Origin of the sequence: Propionimicrobium sp. BV2F7, assembly GCF_000510445.1 — a bacterium.
Taxonomy (GTDB): Bacteria; Actinomycetota; Actinomycetes; order Propionibacteriales; family Propionibacteriaceae; genus Propionimicrobium; species Propionimicrobium lymphophilum.
This window is the reverse complement of the sequence record NZ_AZIS01000005.1, coordinates 196,850-218,677: the sequence shown is the minus strand read 5'-3', so window position 1 is coordinate 218,677 and position 21,828 is coordinate 196,850. Positions and strand designations below refer to the sequence as shown.

The following is a 21,828-nucleotide window of genomic DNA, read 5'->3' as shown; positions in this document are numbered from 1 at the left end:
CGCAAAATTTCGTAGCGAACCAAACTAAGCTGTGAAAAGTGATGGCTTAACACTAAGGAGATCTAAATGGCCAAACGCCAGTCGATTGCAACGGCGATCAACCAGATCAAGAACAACGCCCCGAAGATGTTTAGCCAAATTGCTGAGCTCGCAAAGTCGGAGTTGAAACCGGCCGCCAAAAACGCTGGCCTGGGCGCGGGAATCATCGGCGCGGTCGCGGTCATCGGTTCTGTAGCGCTGCTGATCGCACTCCTGACCATCGGTTTCGCGCTTTCGATCATCTACAACCAGGCGATCGGCATGTCCGCCGTAACTTCGCTGACGCTGGGCTTCCTGACGCTCTTCATTCTTTCGCTGATCATCGTCGTCCTGCTGGTTCTGCTTGCGCTGCGCTTCTTCAAGAAGGTTCAGAGCCCGAAGGCCACCATCGCGGAGACCAAGGCAAGCCTGAGCGCCATCGGAACCGCAATCAGCACTGGACTGAACAAGGATTCCCGGTCCGACCCGCTGAAGAGGGCGCTGGACGAGTAAGTATTAAAAGGAAAGATGGGCGAGCGATTTCGTTCGCCCATCTTTTGTGTCTCGAGTTTCGTTTGCCCGTTCAGCTCCGTCGCGAGGCTCGTGGATGGCCGAATCTCTCCGGCACCTCCATGACTCGCCCGTCATCCCAGGGCTGACTCCAACCGCCAGCCTTCAGGATCGCGTCAACAACGCCAGCGGTAAAGCCCCACAAAAATAGCTCCCCAAACACCCATGCCGGCCCACCTAGCCGACCGTTGAGGGCCCAGGTTACGCGATTGTTAGGATTCCGCAGATCTTCTATCTTCCACCGGTATACGGCCTTGACCTCGGCCAGGTTCGGCGTCAGCGTCTCGAAACCAGACCAGAGCCCGACGATCGGGCACACGTGGAAAGAACTTACAGGGACGTCGCCCGCGGGCAGCGCGCCCAGCGGTTCGACCAGTTCCGAGCCTAGCCCGATCTCCTCGTCGGTCTCGCGGAGCGCCGTCACTAACGGGTTTCCGTCAGCGGGATCTTTGCTGCCTCCCGGGAAAGATATCTGCCCGGCATGGTTATTCAGCTTCGAGGATCTTTCGGTGAACAGCAGATCGGGTTCAGGCTGGTCGCTAATGAGCGCCATCACAGCAGCGAACCGCTTAGACTCGTGCTTCTTCGCTGTCTCGTGTGCTGCGGAGCACCGCCTAGGCGCAAGCAGATTTGAAACTAGCTCGTCGAACACGCCCGGCTAGGCCACCGTAACGGTCAATTCGACCTCGACGGCAGCGTTCTTAGGAAGCACGGCCACCCCTACTGCGCTGCGGGCGTGTCGGCCTGCCTCGCTGAAGATTTCGCCCAGCACGTCGGATGCGCCGTTGGCCACATCGGCCTGCCCAGTAAATGTCGGTGCGCTGTTCACGAAGACCAGCACCTTGTCGACGCTTGCGATTTTGTCCACGCCTCCTGCGACATCGGCAGCGGCTGCAAGGGCATTGATTGCAGCGTATCTGGCCGCCTGGCACCCCTGAGCCACATCCAAATCTTCGCCCAGACGTCCCTCGACGAGTTTGCCCTCGAAGATGGGTAGCTGGCCGGAAGTTACTATCTGCGCCCCAAATGCCTTGGCAGGCACGTACGAGCCCAACGGCTTGATGACCTCGGGCAACTCAATGCCGAGCTCTAAGAGCTTTGAAGATACTGCGTTAGTCATTGGAGCCCTCCTCAACTAGCGGACGCTTAAAGTAGCCGACGAGAGAATCCGGGTTGGGACCGGGCGCGAGCTGAACTAGCTCCCAGCCCTCTGCCCCGAAATTGTTCAGAATCTGCTGGGCAACGTGGCTCAGAATAGGTGCGGTGAAATATTCCCACTTGGTGATCTGTTGACTCATGCCTTCAAGTATCGCACTTAGCACTGACAATTATTAGCCGATGCCAAACATGAAAATGCCCGGAAACCTGGGGCCTCCGGGCATCAATTTTATTCAGTAATTGACTTTACTGACGTCGATTCGGACTCTTCTCCGATGACCGCGACGTGTGTCTCGATGTAGCTTGAACCGTCGGGACGGTCGAAGCGTCGATCGATGACGCGAACGCCGCCTTGCTGAGCATCGACTGCAGCCTGCAGCACCTTAGACCAGGATTTGATGTCCGGCCGGGCACGCAGAACCTGTCGCCTCTCGCGCTCCGTCATTCCGCCCCAGACGCCCCACTCGATGCGGTTATCTAGCGCCTCTGCTAGACATTCCATCCGCACTGGGCATCCGCTGCAAATGGCTTTCGCGCGTTTCTGATCTTTGCCTTCGGGGAATAATGCGTCGTTTAGTCCTCGGCATTTAGCAAGTAGCTGCCAATCTTCCAGGGTGGCTATCATCACCGCTCCTTCCTTGGCTACGCCGGTGAAACCTTTCATAAAAAGGTTCATCGCTTGGACCCCTGTTTGTCCACAGCCAGATGTAGCACTGACAACCGCTTTCCAAATTACACCCTAACTAAAATTTACAACAGCCCCCCTCCCATCAATTGAGTCGCTATCATGAAAGTTTTTTGTCCCCAAGCGGAGAAAATCTTTCCCCTACTAGCCCAAAAGCCTCCGGTTTGAGGTTTTTTGCAGATTCGCGGAGGAGCTAAAATTTTTTCTCTGTCCCAAAGTTTTGCTTTCTTCCAAGTGGTGATATCCATTTTTGTCGGTTGCCTCGCGTACTCTTGTAGTCATGCGTTCTCCTCGTCCTAAGAACAGGGTTTCGATCCTGATGTTCGTGACGATCAGCGTCCTGATGGGTGTGTTGGTCGCGGGCATAACCGTGCCCGTAAGCGCGTTAGGTATCGGATTGATAAAGACGGCATCAGCTGCGCTCAGCCAGGTGCCGGCAGAATTGACGGTGCCGCCACAGCGCGAAAGTTCCAGAGTTCTGCTTGCTGATGGCTCCATCCTCACGGACTTTTTTGAGGAGAACAGGCAGTACGTCCCGCTGGATCAGATTTCCGAAACGATGCAGCAAGCCCAGATAGCTATTGAGGACCACCGGTTTTTCGAACACGGCGCTCTAGATTTGCAGTCCGTTTTGCGCGCGGCGCTCGGTAATGCCGCGGCTGGTGGCGTGAGCGGCGGTGGTTCGACGCTTACCCAGCAATACGTAAAACTAGTCCGCCAGCAAATGTGCAACAACGAGCCTTCGTGTATTGCCGAGGTGACTGCCCCGAAGTTCGACCGCAAGATTTTAGAGATGCGCTACGCGGTTGCACTGGAGCAGAAGCTCTCCAAGAAGGAGATCCTCGAGCGCTACCTGAACATCGCGTATTACGGAGATCGCGCGTACGGGGTCCAGGCTGCCGCCCAACACTACTTTGGCGTCAACGCATCGGAGCTCGACCTAGCCCAGTCCGCGTTGCTTGCCGGCCTGGTACAGAATCCTTCGACGAGCGACCCGGTCAACAACCTCGATGCGGCGCTGGCTCGTCGCGACGCGGTGTTGAACGCGATGGTCGAATACCAGGGCCTGCCCCGGGAGGAGGCCGATAAGGCTTCTGAAACACCGTTCGACGCCTCGAAGGTTTCCGTCAAGCCAAACGGCTGCGTTGGCACCAGGTACCCGTTCATCTGCCAGTACGCAGAAAACATTTTGACTAGCGACCAGATGCCAGGCTTGGGTTCCACGCCTAAGGAACGAGAGGACACGCTTCGACGCGCGGGTTTAACCATCAAGCTGAACATCGATCCTAAAATTCAAGACGCTGCCCAGAAAGCAGTGGAAAATGTTGTCGCTCCAACAGACGATCTAATCGCTGTTGCTGACACAGTAGATCCCAAAACCGGCAAGATTCTAGCAATGGCTCAAAGCAGGCCTGCAATGGGCGACAATAAGGAAGCCGGAGAGACGTACTGGAACTACTCGGTCCCCATGGAATACGGTGGCAACGATGGTTTTATGATGGGCTCGACGTTCAAGGCGTACGCAGCTGCGGCAGCCATCAGCAGCGGAAAATATCCAGATACAACAAGCTACACAGTTAGACAAACCCAGAGCTGGAACGGCAGGTCGTATCAAGACTGCGAGGGAAATACTCGAGTTTTGAACGATAACCCACCGTGGGTAACGACCAACGCAGTCGCAGGGCATACCGCTGGCACATTCAACATGGTTACAGGCATGATGTGGTCGGTTAACAACTATTTCGTTAACCTCAACCTGGATACCGGGCCGTGCAAAACCGCCGAAATGGCTGAGTTATCGGGCGTAGAGCTGGCTCATCCCGTTGCAGACGAAAACGGCTTCGGAGACGAACTAAAGGATTGGGGCTCGGCTCCCTCGCTCGTGCTTGGTGCACCGTTCGTTACTGTTCTTTCGATGGCTTCTAGCTATGGAACCTTCGGCAACAAGGGCGTTCACTGCACACCGATCATTTTGGATAGCGTCAAGACGAAGACGGGTGAAGATATCGAGGTGCCCAGCGCTAACTGTAAGCAAACTATTGATCCAAAGGTAGCTAGCGGAGTCAATTACGTCTTACACAAAACTCATACTTCCGGGCTTTCTGCGATGTCGAACATCCCGAATGGAATAGATCAAGCTTCCAAAACTGGTACGGCTGATGACTCGAACGGCGTTTCGGCGTTTGTCGGTTACACGCCGGATCTTTCTACCGCAGTGATCATTGCTGCTGACAGAGAATCCGAACGTTGGCGTTCAACGCCTGAAAATTTGCGTAATATGCGCACGTACCACGCGACTCCTCTCGGCGGGCCCCTCGGCTACAACAACGACCAACGCATCTGGCGGGCGTTAATGGAGCCTGCGATGGAGGGCATGCCAAAATCCAAGTTTGATCCATGGGTACCGCCTTCGGACGCAGTTCCCACCTGGAATAATTCAACGGCTCGTCCCGCTCCTCAGCCTGCTCCAAAACCGGAGCCGAAGCCAGAAGTTGAAGAGGAAGAGCACGAGGAGGAGGAAGAAGGATAATGCGATTGACGACTTGCCTGAAGCTCGGAACCGGGCTAGGCCTCGGACTCCTTGGCGGGGCGATCCTGGAGGCCGGCATGGGCTTCGTCCTCCGCGAAGCGGAAGTGGAAGCGCTGCGGCCTGGCCAAGAGCCGCTGCGAGTCCTACACATCTCCGATATCCATCTGATGCCCTACCAGAGGCAGAAGCTGAGCTTCATTTCAAGGCTGCACGAGACTAAGCCCGATCTTGTGATCAATACCGGAGACAACATCTCTTCTGCCGATTCAATCGAACCACTGATCGACGCCCTCGGACCTCTGATGGACGCGCCAGGTGGCTTCGTGTTCGGCACCAACGACATGGTCTCGCCGCTCCCCACGAACCCGTTTAAGTACTTGGTCAGGGATTCGAGCACAGATCAACCCAAGCAGCGCGATCCGCTGCCCTGGCGCAGGTTGCGCGGGGAATTCGAGGATCACGGCTGGGTGGATCTGGATAACGCGTCAGGAACGGTGAAGGTCGGTAACCGCACGATCGAACTTCGGGGCACCGCGGACGCACACGCGAACATCGACCGCTACGATCTCGTCGCGGGGCCCCGAAATGACGATTGCGACGCGAGTTTCGCCGTCACCCACGCACCCTATCAGCGAGTTTTGAACAGCTTCGTAGACGACGACATGGACATGATCTTTGCCGGCCACACCCATGGCGGACAGATCTGCCTGCCCGTGAACCGGGCGCTGGTGGCTAACTGCGACATTCCGCTATCACAGGCTAGCGGCGTAAGCGAGTGGACCAACAACGGAAAGACCGTTCCGCTGCATGTTTCTGCCGGTCTGGGAACTAGCCCCTATGCACCTATTAGGCTGTTTTGTAGACCAGAGGCGACGCTGTTGACGCTGGTCGCTAAAAAGTAATCGCTCTTTAGGAGAATCATGTTTTACTACCGCAAGGCGCTCCCGTCTGCTCTCCTGGTCACGCTGATCGTCATCATTAGCCAGGTTTTGACGACCTTGGCGAACATGCCCGAAAACATCAACCGTCACCTGATCTTTTGCGCCGCGCTTGATGTGATCATCTTCCTCGCCTGCTTCTTCCTATTCAGGCTGAGGCCTCAGGCGGAAAAGATGGATGCGACGACCGTCGAATTGAAAGAACCCGAGCTTTAAGTCTTTTGGCTGCTGAATCGGTGGTTTGAGCCACCGATTTGCCAGATTGGACCGGTGTTGAGTTAATATAGGCGTCGGCCCTTAAAACGGTCGGGAAAATTGCATATTCGGGGTGTGGCGCAGCTTGGTAGCGCGCTTCGTTCGGGACGAAGAGGTCGCAGGTTCAAATCCTGTCACCCCGACAAGTATTTGGTGGGCACGCAGAGTTACGTGTCCACCAAATTCGTATAGAGGTCGCACAGCCCGCAAAGACGATAACCTCGACAACTCAAACGGATAGCACAAACTCCGCTTTTATTTTCCCAAAGAAAAGTTTGAGTCCAGTAGAACTTCTTATAGCCATTCCAGGACTACGTCGGCAATCTTTTCGGCCTGAGCTTCGTTAACATCTGTTGGCAGATTCAATGCCCTGCTAACCAGATCCTTAGTCACTGGAAGATCGCTCAACTCAGGATCCAAGTTATATATTTTCGGGTTATCTGGACCGGGGAAAAGCGCGGGACGATACCACCGTCCGGGATAAAATCCGGCAGCCCTTACAGCACTGAATAGGTCCTCAGCGCCACGCCCTTGCGGAACGTATAGCGGCATCCTGACCAGGGGTTGGGTACCGTCGACGAGGGCTGGTATCTCAATTTTTCCTTTTAACTTGCGAAGGTAAACAGCGCAGGCTTTTACCCTCATATCAAAATATCGATCGTAATCGTTCAGGGCTTTGTCCATTGAAGATCTAACCCATTTAGAGGGAAGCTTTGGGCTCAAATCGTTTTTTCCTCTCCGCTCACACTGCGCGATGGGTGGGAGGAAAAAACCTAACCTGGTCAGAAGATTGCGGATGGGTCGATAAAGCGGAACGCGGGCGAATAGCCGTACCTGATCTCTATAGGTTCGAGCCGCGAAACGACCAGAGAAAGGCAAAGCATCGGCTTTCTCAAAAATATTAATCATCCCCGCGCGTAGCTCCTGATCCAATGCAGGATTTAGCCAGATAGCCCCTCCGAAGTTAGTGGGCAGCAGCTTTTCACCGCCGAAAGAGTGGATGGAGACGTCCGCCAAAGGCCCATTTTCGTCCCTAGCCATGCTGCCTACACAGTGCGCGGAGTCTTCCACCGTCAAAATATGTTGCTTTTTAGCATCCGAAATTATCCGAGAGACATTTTTATCGTCGATGATGCCGAAGGTGTGCTGGAGAACAATCGCTTTCGCGTCTTCGGGATAGTTAACCTCGCTGATTGACACAGAATCTGCAGATACATCCGCGTAGACCGGTTTCAACCCGGCGGCAACTATCGGATTCACCGCGGTGATGCAGGTATATGCCTGAGTCACAACCGAGCCTTCGCCTCGGTGCTCCCGAAGCGCATTGAACACGGCTTCCATGCCATGTCTAGCGCGGAAAAATAAAAACCAGTCTTCAGCTTTTGTGCCGGTTATTTCAGCTAATTGAACTCTGACGTCGCCCATTGTTCTCCCGAAGAGGATTTCGTAGAAAACTCAATGCCCCAAGGGTAGCATTGCGGTTAAACCATTCCAGGGGAAGGATCACATGCCCGTTCTAGACAAATCTGACGCGGTGGCCGTAGCAAAATTCTCGGAATTTGTTGCCTCCCATCCCCACACCTCATTGATGCAGTCACCTAGTTGGGCAAGGGTCAAGCAGAACTGGAATAGCGACTACGTCTACCTAGAAGACGAGAACGGCGAGATTCGCGCCTCACTCTCTATTCTGTCCATTTCTAATGATGGCGAGCATGCGTTCATGTACGCGCCTCGAGGCCCGGTTTGCGAGCCCGGCGATATAGAAACGGTAAAAAAACTTATTGCAGAGGCAGAGCCAATTGTTAATGACCGCAACGCTTTTCTGCTGCGCATGGACCCCGAAGTGCCCTACTCGCCAGAACTGATCTCTGAATACGGAAAGTTACCTAACTCGGTGATTAGAAGCAGAGAAGTGGAGAATCCGCATAGTTTCTCCAACCCTCGGCTCAACATGATCCTCGAATTTAATGGCCGGACCTACGACGAAATCGTTGCGAGCTACAAGAGAAAGTTCCGCTACCAGATCCGTAGAACGGTTACAGACGGGTTATCGACTCAAATAATCCGTCCACGTGACCAAGATTCAATAGAAAAACCGCTCAAGATTTTCTATACCTTGACCGAGGAGATGGCAGATAGACACTCAATTTCTCACCGCCCAATTGAATATTTCGAAAACCTTTTAGCCGCTTTTCCTGACTCTTACCTACTATTGACCGAAGACAATACCGGCGACGTCCTTTCTGCTGCGATAGCCATTCCCTTCGGGAAGAAGGTCAGTTATCTTTACGCAGCAAGCGCCAATAGGAAAGCAAAGCTTCAGCCCAGCGTTCAAATGATCATGGAGGCAATTAAGCTTTCGATCGCCGAGGGACGAGAGGAATTCGATTTCGGTGGGGTTTTCGAGTTGGATCTCGAAGACGGGCTATACCGCTACAAGTCTAAGTACTGCGGGATGGATGGATATCGCGAACTGCTAGGCGAAATAGACATCGTTTATGACAAGGATCTCTACGAAGATTTCCTCAACAAGCAAAATAGTTAAGCGCTTATTCGACGATAGCCGCGGTTACTGAACTAGACATAGCCGGATAAAAATAGAGTGCTTACCTGCCTGCACCAGACGTGTCCTGCTGCGGGCAAATTTTTTGGCTAGTCTTTTATCCATGCTCGTCATCGCTTATGCCACCCGCCGAAGCCTCGTGGAACCAGACTTTGCCACCACGATTCAAGAGTCTTTGACGGTGTGGGATGGCGAAGCTAAAAACACCCAGATTTTTCAGAACATTCACGATCTTTCCGTGACCGCGTCATCGACCCTCGGAACTAACCGTGCCGACGTGCTCGACCACCTGCGTTCCGTGCAGCGGGTTTACTTTATCGAAGTGCCGGAATCAGAGGCCGGGCAATTGGAGGATTGGGCGCGCCAGACCAGTTCGATACTGCTTGCCGGCGGAAAGCTGCTGGACCCGAGCGGGTATTCGCTGGCATCCGACGAGGCATCGGTGCCAGTTCTGGATGAGCGCTTGGAGCGAGCTAAGAAATGGCGGAAATTCCTACAGACCAGGTCTGTCGAAGTGCCCGACACTGTTCGTCCGGTTCGCGCTGCCGGCGAGGTAACCCCGCAGACAGATCAGGTGGTTGGGCTACGCACGCTCTCACTCGCGCTGTGCGTCATGGGCGAATACCTGACGTCCGAGAATCTGGACGCCCCCGACAACTTCTTGTTCCCCAGGGCGATCGCCGCGATGACGCAGAGCGAACGCGAAAACTACCCTAAGTCAGCACCTTTAGATTCTGCGGAAGCGCTTAAAGAGTTGCTGTGGGCAACAAGGCGTGTACACATCGACTGGCCGGACAGCCCCGTCGACGGGCTTGAACTCGCCGGCCCGCTTCTGCTGGGTAGCGAGGATAAGTTCGTCGCCAACACCAAGCTACGCAACGTCGAAGAACTTTTAGACGAGCAAGAGCGCATGGCTTCTTTGGCGTGGGCCATGAGTAATGGGCAGGAGATTGGCGCGGATGAGACCATCGTCTTTCCCAGGCTCGCAACCATCACCTGGCTGCTCAATCGGGTATACGGCTGGGACGAGATCTATCTGAACCCGTCTTTGACGTTTTAACCTTTCTGCCTCGCCCAGGCGACGGTTTTCCGAGGGGTCTAAGACCTTTAGCCATTAACGTCTAGATTCAGATAAGCTGGAAACGTTCCGGGCTATTTGTTCGGATTTTACGGCCTTCACCCCACATATAAGGACGAAATTTAATGTTTGAGCGTATCAGGTTGCGCGAAAATTCTGTTTTTGCCAAGTGGCTGGCGGTTCTGCTTGCCATGGTTTTGTGCATCACTTTTTTGCCCAGGCTGTCTGCGGCTAAGGCGGAAGAGAACAGGCAAGAGACCACGTGCATGAATCTGCCGAACGACATGACCTGTTCGGAAGACATGCTCTCCCAGATGATTCGTGACGCGGGCTCAACTCCAACCCGGATTCATCTTGGCGCAACCGACACGATGTTGACTAGAACGCTGGTGATTCCTGCGGGTGCGAACGTCGAGCTTGTCGACGGCACCAAGTACAAAGACTGGTTCGGCGACGGCCGTCTGAACCGTGAAGACGGATTCACGGGGACTATGGTCCACGTTGAGAAGGGCGCGAAACTTACGTTGAGCGGAACGCAGGGCGCAGACATGCTAATTGTTAGCCGCGGGGAATGGGTTCCGAGTTCCTCGCCTGTTGTTTTGGTGCAGGGCGAAATGGTGCTTAATGACGGCTCGTCCATCAGCGGTGCACGCGGCCTGAGCGGTTCCAATGTAGGCGCGGTGACCGTTACTAACGGCGGTCTGCTGACCATGAATGGCGGCGAGATCACCGATAACTGGCGCCGGCAGGACCCCGGTAGCACGCAATACGGCGCAGGAAACGTGGCCGTGTCGAATGGCGGCAAGCTCGTCATGAACGGCGGAGAAATCACACACGGACGTGGTTCCGCTACTAGCGGTGCATCATACGGTGAGGCCGGCGGCATCAGGGTCGGCGAAGGCGGGACCGCAGAGATCAATGGTGGCAAGATCTCCGAGAACCAAGGCTGGGCAGGTGGCATCCTTTTGATGCGCTGGCTTTGGAGTCCCTCTCTTGAAGAACTTGAGAAGGAGAAAGAAGCCGGATTCGTTAATCGCGCAAGGCTGGTGGTTAATGGCGGAGAGATCTCCAACAACCAGGCCGGTTTTGGTGGTGCCGCGATCAGCCTTTTTGGCGACACGGAAGCCACAATGAATGGCGGAAAAATCGCAGGCAACAGCGCACCTAATGGTGGCGGCGTTAACGCGATGGACACGAATGTATTTGGCGGCGCTTACCCAGGTGATAAAAAACCCGGAGAGAATCAAAAAGCTAAGCTCTCGGATCAAGAGTGGGGCGAATACGTGCCTGCTGCTTTCACCATGAACGGCGGCGAGATAGTCAACAACACCGCATCTAACACAGGGGGTGGTGTGAACGTAGTTTCCAACAGGGTGGTTCTTAACGCGGGGCTGATCGAAGGAAACTACGCGCCCCAAGGTGGCGGCGTCTACGTCGCTACGGCAACATACACCGCGCACATCAATAACGCCCTATTAACCGAGAACAGTTCCAGCTATATCGGCGGCGGCATCTGGAGCTGCCCCACCGGCTCGGTCAAGATAAACATGAATAAGGGTGTGGCGGTTCTCGCCGATAACAAGGCAAAGTCTTTTGGCGACGCGATAGCGCACGATAACTACGGCAGCGCCGGCTCTCCCGAATTCAAGCTCGAGCCCCGGATGCTTGGCGGCGGCAAAATCGACTGGTTCGATGACGGCGGCGACCCACAAAAGCCTCGTTACGATGCCGCTAACCCCGGGGACAACCATGCAGGCAAGACGATAAAGCTCAGCAACGCTGGAATGATTTCGGACTACACCGATGACAGTAAGGCCACCGCGCATAAAGATGCCAAGCTGATCATCAGGAAGAACACGGCTCAGCGAGGCGGCGGTGTCGGAACTAACGGCAATGTCGTGTTTGGCGAAGAAGGCGGCACCTTCGACGTCGACCTGACCAAGGATTGGGTGTTCGCCGAGGGCTTCAACAACACGTCAATCGGCGGCTACAACTCCCCCGACGCGTTGGCAAAGCTAACCAAGGACAAGGTGATTGACCTGGAGCTAGTTCGGGTTAACGGCAGTGACGAATTCGTCCTGGAAAAGGCCGAGATGAGCGCCAAGACCGATTGGAAGGCCAGCTTCAAGAGGCTGCTGGCAAAGGATTCCGACGGTAACCCGATCACATACAAGATCCGCGAGAACATCGGCACCGCGGACAAGCCAGAGTACAAGTACACCGATGCTTTCACTGCGAACGATCAGCTCGAGAAGATTTCGACTTCGCTGTCCAACGAAATCAACCCCGAAACCGTCTCCGTGTCCCTCAGCAAGCAGTGGGTGGACCACGAAGGAACTCCCCTTGCCGACGACAAGATCCCCGTGGCAGACGTCAGCTTCCAGCTTTTCGCTGCCATCAAGGACGGCGAGAAGATCAAGGTCTCAGACCCGGTGAAGTTGAACGCAGCTAACGGCTGGGCCCACGAATTCACCGGGCTGCCGAAGAGCGACGTCGACGGAAACGAGATCACCTACACGGTCGAAGAGACCGCGCTTGACGGGTTCACCTCGGAAGTGGCTTACGAAAAGACCGACGCCGGGTTGGTTGTGAAGGCGAAGAACACCAAGGCAAAGCCGACGCCTACCCCAACACCTACGCCCACCCCCACGCCGAGCGAGACGCCTCCGCCTCCGGCGATCACGCCTACTCCAACTCCGTCGAAGCCTCCGGCGCCCGGACTCCCGAGGACGGGTAACGGCGGCAGCCTGGTCGCCCTGCTGGGGCTGGCCGCCTTGACGGCTACCGCGCTGGTGGCAAGAAGGAAGAACTAACTAGAAAAAGAGGGACGGGGATGATTCCCCGCCCCTCTTTCATACTCGATTAACTCCTACGGAAACGCCCCAGCATACTCGTCACCAGATCGAAGTATTCGGTGATGCGCATGACCTTGGCGCAAACCGTAAAGATCGCGATGAAAACCAGGCAGCCGATGCCCAGAGCGACAACATGCATCAGCCAACCTGTGCTGATCATCAACACCAACTCCGCGCTACCCCAGGCGCAGAACCCGGCAAGGCCGGACGCGATCAGCAACCTCACGTATAGACGAAACGTGCCGCCAAGCGAGAGCTGACGCACCTGGTGGCGAGCAAACAGCACGAAGGCAAGCGCCCCAACGATGTACGCAAATGACTGGCCAGCTGTCACGATCATGACGCCATGTCTGGGATCAGCGAACTTGACCGCAAGCGCTGCGATACCCAGCTGAATGCCTGTCGTAGCAATCTGGAAAATAAGATTTGCCTTGCCCTGCTCAGATGCATAGCAGTAGCGAATCTGCAGGGTCTGAATGCCAACAGGCAACATGCCAATGCACATCACAACCAGCACCGGGGCCAAAGCGCGAAGCTCAACCTCCGAGTTTCCGGGAAACAACACGTGAACGAGTGGTCCAGCTAAAACCATGACCGCGACAGTCGCAGGGATCAGAAAGATTGCTGGTAATTCTAGACCTTGCTTCAGTAACTTTCGTAGAGCGGGCATGTTCTTAGACTGCCAAGCACGAGTCATAGGCGGGAAGATTGCCGTGATAACGCTCACAGCAATAATCGATTGTGGGAGCATAAAAATCATGAAGGCGTAGTTCATGATGTTGTTGCCTGCCACGAAACCCTCGATACCTCGCTCTGCGGCGATAGTAGGCATCATAGAGGTAACAGAGAGAATGACCAGCCCACCAATGGTCGAAACCAACAGAGAGACGAATGTCCAAGCCGTGTAACGAGAAAGGTGAGCGAACTCTTCGCGAGGGAAACCCCAGCTAGGACGCCACCTGAACCCATCCTTGATTAGTGGCGGAATCAAGATTAAGCCTTGTGCCACGATGCCTAGGGTCGCCGTGCCGGCGAACAACCAGATCATTGTGGCCGTCCAATCGCCCGGGTCATTCTTGCCGAAACCGTAGAGTGCGATGAATGCGGCTAACCCGGCAATCGAGATCAAGTTATTAACTGCGGGCGCCCACATCGGAGCTCCATAGGACCCCCTCGCGTTCAGCACCTGACTCAACACCGTGTAGACGCCGTAGAAGAACACCTGCGGAAGGCAGATGAACGCGAAAATCGTGCCCAGCCTCTGGGCCTCTGGCGTCAGATGTAGCAGCGAGAACAGCCAAGGAGCTGCAACAGTCACAGAGATGGTGACGACGGCCAGCATAAGCAGGGAAATCGTCACCAGTTGATCTATGTACTTCTTGGAATCTGCGCGTTTTGCCGCCTTCGCGATCTGCGGGACGATCACCGGCTCCAACAGGCCGCCGGAGATCAACAGATAGATGTAGTTCGGCAGCTGGTTTGCGCCGTTGAATGCGTCCCCAACAACGCCGAGACCGATCGCCGCACCCGTGAGGGATGTTCTGACTAAACCGAGCACCCTGGAAACCAAGGTGCCGGAGGCCATGACCGCGCTATTACGGCCGATACTGTGACGTTCTACGTCGTCGGCCTCAGCACTGAATCCGTCTTGGCTCAACGTCCCGTCCCCGCATAGACGATAGCTTCCGTGTCGGCGTCCAGATCGAAGGCCGAGTGTGCGACGCGGACCGCGTCGTTGAGTTGGTCGATGTCGACGACAACCGAAATGCGAATCTCGGAAGTACTGATCATCTGAATATTAATTTCGTTGTCAGCGAGCGCCTCGAAGAACTTCGCGGTCACCCCTGGGTTCGAACGCATTCCGACGCCGATGACCGAAATCTTTCCAACCTGCTCGTCGAAGAGCAGCCCGGAGAAGCCGATCTCTTCCTTTGCATCCTTGAGTGCACTCATCGCGCGCTCGGTGTCTTCACTGGGCAGCGTGAAGGTGATGTCCGTGGCGCCCGTGGATACCTCGGAGATGTTCTGCACGATCATGTCGATGTTGATGTTGTTTTTCGCGATCAGCGAAAAGATGCGCGCGGCCTTGCCGATCTGGTCGGGCACGCCCTGCACGGTGATCTTCGACTGGGAGCGATCGTGCGCGATACCGCTGATTAAAACCTGTTCCATTCGTTGCTCCTCTGCGGCGGTCAAATCGCCGTCTTCGATACTTCCTCGCACAATCGTGCCTGGCTTGTCGGTGAAAGAACTGCGGACGTGGATGGCCACGTTCTCGCGTCGGGCGTACTCGACGCAGCGAAGATGCAGCACCTTGGCGCCGTTAGCCGCCATCTCGAGCATCTCCTCGTAGGTGATCTCGTCGATCTTTCGAGCACCCTTAGCGATGCGCGGATCGGCGGTGAAAACGCCGTCAACATCGGTGTAAATCTCGCAGACCTCGGCGCCCAGCGCGGACGCAAGAGCAACTGCCGTGGTATCTGATGCGCCACGGCCCAACGTAGTGACGTCCTTGGTGTCGTAGCTGACGCCCTGGAAACCGGCGACGATGACGACCATGCCCTCCTCGAGGGATTCCGCAACTCGACGCGGGGTGATATCCAGAATTCGCGCGTCGCCGTGGGTATTGGTGGTGATGACACCAGCCTGCGAGCCCGTATAGCTCAAGGCCTCCACGCCCAGATCGTTTAGCGCCATGGCCAGCAGCGCGGCCGACTGGCGTTCACCCGTAGTCAGCAGCATGTCCAACTCGCGCGGACGGGGCTGAGGACTGACCTGCAGCGCCAGATCCATCAGATCGTCTGTGGTGTCACCCATCGCAGAAATAACGATAACGACCTGCTTACCGCTGCGCTGAGCCTGAGCAATGCGTGCCGCAACACGCTTAATCGACTCGGCGTCCGCGACCGACGAACCACCAAATTTGGCGACTATGCGGTTAGGCACCAGCTCGCGATCTTTCTCACAAGAGTGAGCCAGCGGTGTGGATTGAAATGAGGTGTCGTTGTTCACCATTAACGCCTTTCATTCGACGCGTTTACTCTAGTCGAACAGCCTTAGTTGTCACATAATGTCCCAATACTGCTGAAACCGACAAAATGAACGAGGCGAGTTCGCCGTTGAACTCGCCCCAGTCGCTTTCGCGATCCCGTCTGACCCACCCCTGATTCAAACGGTTATGAAGCCATTTATACCAACGAAGTTTTACGTCCGTGCACGGGGGTGGGGTTAACCCGAAAAAATGCTTAACCTGCTTTATTTCGGAAGAACGAGCGCAGCCGCTCCTTATTGACCGCGGCTACGGCCGTCAGCGGGATGCCGGCCGGACAGACTTCGACGCATTCTCCGTAGCTGGAGCACGGGCCGAACTCGGCGTCCAAAACCTGGGCCGCCTTCTTGGCCCGCAGCCCGCGCTCCTTGGCGCCGTGCGGAATCATCGCCAGATGCGTCAGCTTCGCTCCCCCAAACAGGTAGGCTGCGCCGTTCGGGCAGGCCGCGACGCAAGCCCCGCAGCCGATACAGGCCGCAAAGTCCAGCGCTTTCTCGGCTTGTTCGTGCGAGACGAGCAGGTCGTCGGCGTCGGGGGCGGTGCCCGCATCTACAGAAACGGTGCCGGCGGCGCGGATGACGTCATCGAGCCTGCTGCGGTCGACGATCAGGTCGCGAACCACCGAGAATCCCGCAGCCCTGAACGGCTCGATGCGAAGCTTCCTCGTGTCGCCGAATGCGCGCAGGTGCTGGCGGCAGCTCGGCGTGTTGGGTACAGGCCCGTGCGGGCGGTCGTTGACGCTAACGCCGCAGGCGCCGCAGACACCCTCACGGCAGTCCGACTCGAATGCGATGGGCTCTATACCCTCGTCGAATAGCTTCTGATTGAGCCTGTCGAGAAGCTCAAGCAGGCTCATCTCGGGGGTGGCGTCGTCGAGCACGTAGCTCTCGAAACGGCCCTTTTCGTTCGGCCCGGCCTGGCGCCAGACCTCTAGCTCGATCCTCATCGGTAATTCCTAACCTGTAGCGGAACCAGCTCGAAGCGCAGCTCCTCGCTGTGGCGGATGTGGCTGCCGTTCGGGGTGGTTTCCCACGCCGAGACGTTGCACCACTGTTCGTCGTTTCTTGCGGCCTCGCCGTCCGGTAGCGCGTATTCCTCGCGATAGTGGGCGCCACAGGATTCGTCGCGCTCGAGTGCGTCGAGGATGATCAGTTCTGCCAACTCGAGGAAGTCCGAGACGCGGCCGGCCTTCTCCAGCTCTTGGTTTAGGCGGTTGTCTTCGCCCATCACCAGAACGTCGCGGTGAAATTCATCTCGCAGAATTCGCACCTTGGTCAGGCCCTCGCGAAGGCTCGCCTCGTTGCGCGAAACCCCGCAGTGTTGATAAAGAATTTCACCCAAGCGACGGTGGAAAGTGGCCGGGCGGGTCTTGCCCGGGTTGCTCACCAGCTTGTCAATGCGGGAAACCGTCTCCTGTTTGGCCTGGGCCACCTCGGGTGCGTCCTGGCTGAGCACGTCCTGGCCAACCAGGCCGGCGAGGTAGTTTGGCACCGAAAGCGGCAGCGTGAACCAGCCGTCGACACAGGCGGAAAGCAGCGAGTTGGCCCCCAGGCGGTTGGCACCGTGGTAGTTGTTGCCGGCCTCGCCGCCGACGAACAGGCCGGGGATGGACGTCATCTGATCGAAGTCCGTCCACAGGCCACCCATCGAGAAGTGAGCTCCGGGGGCGATGCGCATCGGCTGGACGTACGGGTCCTCGCCGGTGGCGTCACGGTACATGTCGAACAGGTTGCCGTAGCGCTCCGCGATGATGTCCTTGCCGAGCGAGGCAATTGCGTCGCGGAAATCCAGGTACACCGAGTTCTTCAGTGGTCCGACGCCTCGACCAGCCTCGATCTCGACGCGGGCAGCTCTGGAGGCGACGTCGCGCGGGGTCAAGTTGCCGTAGGCCGGGTAGCGCCGCTCCAGATAATAGTCGCGGTCCGCCTCGGGAATATCGTTGGGCGCTCGGGTGTCGTCGGCGTCCTTGGGCACCCAGATTCGTCCGTCGTTACGCAGCGATTCGCTCATCAAGGTGGTCTTGGACTGCCAATAGCTGGAGACGGGCAGCGCCGTCGGGTGGAACTGAACGAACGCGGGTGAAGCGAAGTAGGCGCCTCGCTTGTGCGCGCGCCAGGTGGCGCTGGCATTGGAGTTCATGGCCAGCGTCGAGTGGAAGAAGACGCTGCCGTAGCCGCCGGTGGCCAGGATGACGGCGTGCGCCGTCCAGGTTTTCACCTCGCCGCTCACCAGGTCGCGGGTGACGATGCCCTGGGCCTTGCCATCAGCGACGATCAGGTCGAGCATCTCGGTGCGCGTGTGCAGCTTGACCGTGCCGCGAGACACCTGACGCTGCAGCGCCTGGGCGCTGTTGATCTGCAACTGCTGACCGGTCTGGCCGCGCGTGTAATAGGTGCGCGAAACCTGCACGCCACCAAAGCTACGGGTGGCGAGCTGACCGCCGTATTCGCGGGCGAAGGGCGCCCCGATGGCCTGCATGTGGTCGATGACGCGGATCGATTCCTCGGCAAGTCGAACCACGTCGGCCTCGCGGGCGCGGAAGTCGCCGCCCTTGACGGTGTCGACGACGAAGCGCTTGATGGAGTCGCCATCCACCTTGCGGGCGCGGGCCGCGTTGATGCCACCCTGCGCAGCAACCGAGTGGGCGCGTCGCGGAGAATCGTGGAAGGTGAAGACGTCCACCTGGTAGCCGAGCTCGCCGAGTGCGGCAGCCGCGCCGCTTCCCGCCAGGCCGGTGCCGACGACGATGATCTTCATCTTCTTGCGGTTGGCCGGGTTGACCAGTTTGTACTCGGATTTGCGCCGCTGCCAAGCCGTGCGGGGATCGCCGTTGGGCACGTGCGCGTCCAGCCCCTCGTGGCTGGTGCGCTGCTTGGACGCCTCGGGAGTAACGGAAACGTTCAGCGCGCGTTTGGCGGTCACAGGCTTGTCCGGTTCGGTTTCCAGCGTCTCGGCCTGGGCAAAAACTGCCTGTAGCTTCTTCAGAAAACTCATGACACAACTCCTGCCTGAACCATCACGGGGATGGCCGCGTTGCCGAGCAAAATAAGAATGGCTAGCAGCGAACCGATCAGCGCCCAGACCTTCCTGGTGCGCAGCGCCGTCACACCGAAGTCCTGCAGCATTGTGCGCGCGCCGTGACCGATGTGCAGCGCGATCAAAAGCATTGTGAAGACGTAGAAGGTGGCCATGCCTGGGCGCGAGAAACTACGCACGAGGTTGCCATAGGCATCGCCGGAGACAAACATTTCGGGCGCGCAGACCTTGCCGATGGTCAGGTCGAGCAGGTGCACGATGACGAAGACGCCGATGATCAGGCCGGTCGGCACCATCAGGCGGGCGTTATTGCCCATCCTGGAAAGCCGCAGCCGTTTCTTGCCGCGCGCCTTGCGGCCCCTGAAGTAGATCATCAGACCGCTGACGATGTGCAGGACGAAGGAGACCGCGAGCGTGATTCGCAGGGCCCACAGCACGCCCTTCTTCGGGATCAGCGGGTAGCCGACTTCGCGCAGCCAGCCCGCGTAGTGGTTGAACGCCTCGGGGCCTTGATAGACCTTGAGGTTGCCAAACATGTGGATGAACACGAAAGAGACAAAGATGACCCCCGTGATAGCCATCACCTGTTTGAGCAGGATCGACGAAAGACGGTGCCGTTTGGCTGTCCGTCCGCTCTCTACTAACGCGACAGTCATGTGGCTAGGATACCGGCTGCGGTACTAGCTCACGCGCCCAACCCCTATTTCTCAGGAAGTAGTTCGCCCGCGGAATTCGTCTCAAGGTCTTACTTGGGCTCAGCCGGACGCGGCTTAGTCGCCCACACCGAGAACCTGTGGGCCAGCTTGAAACCGAGCCGTTCGTAGACGCAGATGGCGTTTTCATTTTCCGCGTAGGCGCTAATGGTTACAGCCGAGTCGCGCTCGAGCATTTTGCGGCTGAGCTCGGCGACGATCGCGCTGCCCAATCCCCTGCCACGGTGTTCGGGATCGACGATGACGCCAGCGATGTGCCCGAAGCCAGCTTGGGTTCCGCGAACCGTGCCGCAGCCGATCAAACCGCCGTCGTCGCCTCGGGCACCGACCCAAAACAGATTCATGCCGTGCCCCGGTGAGCCCTCGAAAAGCGGATTGAGTGGAATCGCGAAGTTGTTGATTTCTTCGGCGTCGGACAGATCGTCGAGATCGACCAGGTCGTAGCCTTCGCCGCCCACGACGCGCTGGGCCCACATCCAGACCCAATCGGAACGATATTTCCACTCCGGCCTGGCTGCGATGTCGAGCTTGCCGTCGACAGAAAGCCAACTTAGCTCCAGGCCATTTTCTAGGCTGACCGACTCGAGCTCGCCGATCAGATCGGAGCCGTCAACCGAATCGTTAAGCACCGCAAGCGCGCCGGAAAGCACCCCGTCTTCAGCGGTGATAGTCGCCCAATAGTTGTCTGCCAGCAGGCAGATATCGTCGGGCCCCACCTGATAAGCGACGAGCGGGTCGCCAACCTCCGCCAACAGCTGAGCACGATTGATGACCTTCATGATTTTCCAGGCTACCCCTAGCTGGCGCAGTGTTCGTCGATTTCCTCGCGCGAAGCGTTCGCCAGGCGGGCGGCTGCGTCGAACTCACGGTCGATCGCCGGGTTGTGCTTGTAGGTGAGCTTAGAGACGACGATCGCCGAAAGCAGGCAAAGCCCGAAACCGGGGATGATCTCGTAGAGGCCGAACCAGCCCGCGGTGCCCCAGACGCCCACCGTCACGGCTCCCACGAGCATGCCGGTCAGCGCTCCTTGGGTGGTCAGTTTTCTCCAGTAGAGGGACAGGATGACGATCGGGCCGAATGACGAACCGAAGCCCGCCCATGCGAAGCTAACCAGTGCCAGGATCGAATCCGTGCGGAACCAGGCGAAGATCGCCGCCAGCACGGAGACCGAGAGGACGGCCAAACGCCCTAGATTGACGCCGGCGGAATCGGTCAGCTCGCGCCTGCTGACACCTCGGTAGATGTCCTCAACCACCGCCGACGAAGTAACCAGCAGCTGGGAAGAAATCGTCGACATGATCGCGGCAAGAATCGCGGCGAGCATGAAGCCAGCGACGATTGCCGGGAACAGCGACTGCCCCATCAAAATGAAGACCGACTCGTGTTGGTTCTCGCCCACATTGATTATTCCCGCCCGGTTTGCGGCGATCGCGACGATGGCCGTGCCGCAGGCACCGAGCACAGAGAAGATCATCCAGCCGACGCCGATTCTGCGCGCTGGCTTGGCCTCTTCCGGGCTGCGCATAGCCATGAACCTGACTATGACGTGCGGCTGACCGAAGTAGCCGAGGCCCCAGGCCAGCGAACTTAACACGCCGATCACCGTCGCCCCGCCGAAAGGCGAAATGAAATCGGGGTTCACCGCAGCAACGCCCTGCGCCACCTTGGCCGGTCCGCCGAGGGCGATCACGCCGAAAATTGGAACAGCTACCAGTGAGAAAACCATCATTATGCCCTGCACCATGTCCGTCCAGGATACGGCCAGGAATCCGCCAACTAGCGTGTAAAGCACCACAACGCCCGCGACGATCGTCATGCCGACGTGGTATTCGACACCGAACGCCGTCTCGAAGAATGTGCCGCCGGCCACCATTCCGGAGGAAACATAGAAAGTGAAGAAGACGAAGATGATCAGCCCCGCTACGACGCGCAGCAACTTGGATTCATCATGCATTCGATTACCGAAGAACGACGGCAGAGTGATCGAGTTGCCGGCAATCTGTGTGTAGGAGCGCAGCCTCGGCGCGGTGATTTTCCAGTTCGCCCACACGCCTATGGTTAGGCCGACAGCGATCCAGCCCTCGACCAACCCGGAAAGGTACAAGGCGCCAGGCAGCCCCATAAGCAACCAGCCGGACATGTCAGCGGCGCCGGCAGACAGCGCGGCGACCGTCGGATTCAGGTCTCGACCGCCAAGCATGTAGTCGTCAAGATTCTTCGTGCGCGTGTAGGCCCAAAGCCCAATCGAGATCATCGCCACGAAATATACGATCATGGCAATGGCTTGCCAGTTTGTATCGCTCAATTAATGCCTCGCCTTCAAACTCGGCTCAAATATTGGCACAACAAGAGGCGGTCGAAAAAGCGTCCTATTTCGTGG

The 21,828-nt window shown here is 57.2% G+C and carries 18 protein-coding genes, 1 tRNA gene and 1 pseudogene; 8 read left to right on the top strand and 12 right to left on the bottom strand.

Annotated features, from left to right (window positions below; translation table 11 throughout):
• Nucleotides 1–66 precede the first annotated feature (66 nt).
• Complete coding sequence (locus HMPREF1255_RS07420; protein ID WP_024111388.1) at nt 67–531, top strand: phage holin family protein; 465 nt, start codon at nt 67–69, stop codon at nt 529–531.
• 70 nt (nt 532–601) lie between these two features.
• Here HMPREF1255_RS07420 and HMPREF1255_RS07415 read toward each other — a convergent pair whose 3' ends face one another.
• From HMPREF1255_RS07415 to HMPREF1255_RS09665, 4 genes and pseudogenes are all read right to left on the bottom strand, one after another.
• Complete coding sequence (locus tag HMPREF1255_RS07415; RefSeq protein WP_024111321.1) at nt 602–1,240, bottom strand: CoA pyrophosphatase; 639 nt, start codon at nt 1,238–1,240, stop codon at nt 602–604.
• 6 nt (nt 1,241–1,246) lie between these two features.
• Entirely contained in the window at nt 1,247–1,708 is a 462-nt protein-coding gene (locus HMPREF1255_RS07410; protein WP_024111553.1) for a RidA family protein, read from the bottom strand.
• Nucleotides 1,701–1,874, bottom strand: coding sequence for a DUF4177 domain-containing protein (locus tag HMPREF1255_RS07405; protein WP_231376350.1), 174 nt, complete (start codon nt 1,872–1,874; stop codon nt 1,701–1,703). Before HMPREF1255_RS07405 ends, HMPREF1255_RS07410 begins: the two co-directional genes overlap by 8 nt.
• A 242-nt stretch (nt 1,875–2,116) precedes the next feature.
• Nucleotides 2,117–2,371, bottom strand: a pseudogene (locus HMPREF1255_RS09665) (WhiB family transcriptional regulator); the annotation flags it as partial.
• Between the two features lie 340 nt (nt 2,372–2,711).
• Here HMPREF1255_RS09665 and HMPREF1255_RS07395 point away from each other — a divergent pair.
• The 4 genes from HMPREF1255_RS07395 (at nt 2,712) to HMPREF1255_RS07380 (ending at nt 6,297) form a co-directional block, all read left to right on the top strand.
• Entirely contained in the window at nt 2,712–4,961 is a 2,250-nt protein-coding gene (locus HMPREF1255_RS07395; protein ID WP_231477456.1) for a transglycosylase domain-containing protein, read from the top strand.
• Nucleotides 4,961–5,863: a metallophosphoesterase gene (locus tag HMPREF1255_RS07390; RefSeq protein ID WP_016456757.1), complete on the top strand. Its 903-nt coding sequence runs from the start codon at nt 4,961–4,963 to the stop codon at nt 5,861–5,863. Before HMPREF1255_RS07395 ends, HMPREF1255_RS07390 begins: the two co-directional genes overlap by 1 nt.
• Before the next feature lie 18 nt (nt 5,864–5,881).
• Complete coding sequence (locus HMPREF1255_RS07385; protein ID WP_016456758.1) at nt 5,882–6,115, top strand: hypothetical protein; 234 nt, start codon at nt 5,882–5,884, stop codon at nt 6,113–6,115.
• A gap of 108 nt (nt 6,116–6,223) precedes the next feature.
• Nucleotides 6,224–6,297 (top strand) — tRNA-Pro (locus HMPREF1255_RS07380).
• A gap of 151 nt (nt 6,298–6,448) precedes the next feature.
• On the opposite strand, the gene HMPREF1255_RS07375 is transcribed toward HMPREF1255_RS07380, so the two are convergent.
• Complete coding sequence (locus tag HMPREF1255_RS07375) at nt 6,449–7,579, bottom strand: DegT/DnrJ/EryC1/StrS family aminotransferase (protein ID WP_024111441.1); 1,131 nt, start codon at nt 7,577–7,579, stop codon at nt 6,449–6,451.
• Nucleotides 7,580–7,661: 82 nt separating this feature from the next.
• Between HMPREF1255_RS07375 and HMPREF1255_RS07370 the strand changes: the two genes are divergently transcribed.
• The 3 genes from HMPREF1255_RS07370 to HMPREF1255_RS07360 all read left to right on the top strand — a co-directional run bounded on the left by HMPREF1255_RS07370 (nt 7,662) and on the right by HMPREF1255_RS07360 (nt 12,608).
• Complete coding sequence (locus HMPREF1255_RS07370) at nt 7,662–8,699, top strand: peptidoglycan bridge formation glycyltransferase FemA/FemB family protein (RefSeq protein WP_024111351.1); 1,038 nt, start codon at nt 7,662–7,664, stop codon at nt 8,697–8,699.
• Between the two features lie 121 nt (nt 8,700–8,820).
• Entirely contained in the window at nt 8,821–9,777 is a 957-nt protein-coding gene (locus HMPREF1255_RS07365) for a DUF4272 domain-containing protein (RefSeq protein WP_024111615.1), read from the top strand.
• A 143-nt stretch (nt 9,778–9,920) separates the two neighbouring features.
• On the top strand, nt 9,921–12,608 hold the full coding sequence (locus HMPREF1255_RS07360) for a Cna B-type domain-containing protein (RefSeq protein WP_024111493.1): 2,688 nt from the start codon (nt 9,921–9,923) through the stop codon (nt 12,606–12,608).
• 49 nt (nt 12,609–12,657) lie between these two features.
• Here the strand turns inward: HMPREF1255_RS07360 and murJ are convergent, their stop codons facing one another.
• From murJ to putP, 7 genes are all read right to left on the bottom strand, one after another.
• A complete protein-coding gene (murJ, locus tag HMPREF1255_RS07355; protein ID WP_024111397.1) occupies nt 12,658–14,307 on the bottom strand; it encodes a murein biosynthesis integral membrane protein MurJ in 1,650 nt (549 codons plus the stop codon).
• The gene (locus HMPREF1255_RS07350; RefSeq protein WP_036917655.1) at nt 14,304–15,596 is read right to left on the bottom strand and encodes an aspartate kinase; all 1,293 of its coding nucleotides are present in this window, start codon (nt 15,594–15,596) and stop codon (nt 14,304–14,306) included. The genes murJ and HMPREF1255_RS07350 overlap by 4 nt, the downstream gene beginning before the upstream one ends.
• A 299-nt stretch (nt 15,597–15,895) precedes the next feature.
• Nucleotides 15,896–16,645, bottom strand: a complete 750-nt coding sequence (locus HMPREF1255_RS07345; protein ID WP_024111336.1) for a succinate dehydrogenase/fumarate reductase iron-sulfur subunit — start codon at nt 16,643–16,645, stop codon at nt 15,896–15,898.
• Nucleotides 16,642–18,693: a fumarate reductase/succinate dehydrogenase flavoprotein subunit gene (locus HMPREF1255_RS07340; protein WP_024111560.1), complete on the bottom strand. Its 2,052-nt coding sequence runs from the start codon at nt 18,691–18,693 to the stop codon at nt 16,642–16,644. Before HMPREF1255_RS07340 ends, HMPREF1255_RS07345 begins: the two co-directional genes overlap by 4 nt.
• Nucleotides 18,690–19,391: a succinate dehydrogenase cytochrome b subunit gene (locus HMPREF1255_RS07335; RefSeq protein ID WP_016456767.1), complete on the bottom strand. Its 702-nt coding sequence runs from the start codon at nt 19,389–19,391 to the stop codon at nt 18,690–18,692. The genes HMPREF1255_RS07340 and HMPREF1255_RS07335 overlap by 4 nt, the downstream gene beginning before the upstream one ends.
• An 89-nt stretch (nt 19,392–19,480) precedes the next feature.
• The gene (locus HMPREF1255_RS09455; RefSeq protein WP_024111378.1) at nt 19,481–20,227 is read right to left on the bottom strand and encodes a GNAT family N-acetyltransferase; all 747 of its coding nucleotides are present in this window, start codon (nt 20,225–20,227) and stop codon (nt 19,481–19,483) included.
• A 17-nt stretch (nt 20,228–20,244) separates the two neighbouring features.
• Nucleotides 20,245–21,753, bottom strand: coding sequence for a sodium/proline symporter PutP (gene putP, locus HMPREF1255_RS07325; protein ID WP_016456769.1), 1,509 nt, complete (start codon nt 21,751–21,753; stop codon nt 20,245–20,247).
• Nucleotides 21,754–21,828 lie beyond the last annotated feature (75 nt).

Excerpts from the sequence above, each read along its gene's own strand:
- HMPREF1255_RS07370 (WP_024111351.1), top strand. The coding sequence starts at position 7,662 with ATGCCCGTTCTAGACAAATCTGACGCGGTGGCCGTAGCAAAATTCTCG.
- HMPREF1255_RS07345 (WP_024111336.1), bottom strand. The coding sequence starts at position 16,645 with ATGAGGATCGAGCTAGAGGTCTGGCGCCAGGCCGGGCCGAACGAAAAG.
- HMPREF1255_RS07390 (WP_016456757.1), top strand. The coding sequence starts at position 4,961 with ATGCGATTGACGACTTGCCTGAAGCTCGGAACCGGGCTAGGCCTCGGA.
- HMPREF1255_RS07420 (WP_024111388.1), top strand. The coding sequence starts at position 67 with ATGGCCAAACGCCAGTCGATTGCAACGGCGATCAACCAGATCAAGAAC.
- HMPREF1255_RS07365 (WP_024111615.1), top strand. The coding sequence starts at position 8,821 with ATGCTCGTCATCGCTTATGCCACCCGCCGAAGCCTCGTGGAACCAGAC.
- HMPREF1255_RS07360 (WP_024111493.1), top strand. The coding sequence starts at position 9,921 with ATGTTTGAGCGTATCAGGTTGCGCGAAAATTCTGTTTTTGCCAAGTGG.
- HMPREF1255_RS07335 (WP_016456767.1), bottom strand. The coding sequence starts at position 19,391 with ATGACTGTCGCGTTAGTAGAGAGCGGACGGACAGCCAAACGGCACCGT.
- HMPREF1255_RS07375 (WP_024111441.1), bottom strand. The coding sequence starts at position 7,579 with ATGGGCGACGTCAGAGTTCAATTAGCTGAAATAACCGGCACAAAAGCT.
- HMPREF1255_RS07340 (WP_024111560.1), bottom strand. The coding sequence starts at position 18,693 with ATGAGTTTTCTGAAGAAGCTACAGGCAGTTTTTGCCCAGGCCGAGACG.
- HMPREF1255_RS09455 (WP_024111378.1), bottom strand. The coding sequence starts at position 20,227 with ATGAAGGTCATCAATCGTGCTCAGCTGTTGGCGGAGGTTGGCGACCCG.
- HMPREF1255_RS07385 (WP_016456758.1), top strand. The coding sequence starts at position 5,882 with ATGTTTTACTACCGCAAGGCGCTCCCGTCTGCTCTCCTGGTCACGCTG.
- HMPREF1255_RS07410 (WP_024111553.1), bottom strand. The coding sequence starts at position 1,708 with ATGACTAACGCAGTATCTTCAAAGCTCTTAGAGCTCGGCATTGAGTTG.
- HMPREF1255_RS07395 (WP_231477456.1), top strand. The coding sequence starts at position 2,712 with ATGCGTTCTCCTCGTCCTAAGAACAGGGTTTCGATCCTGATGTTCGTG.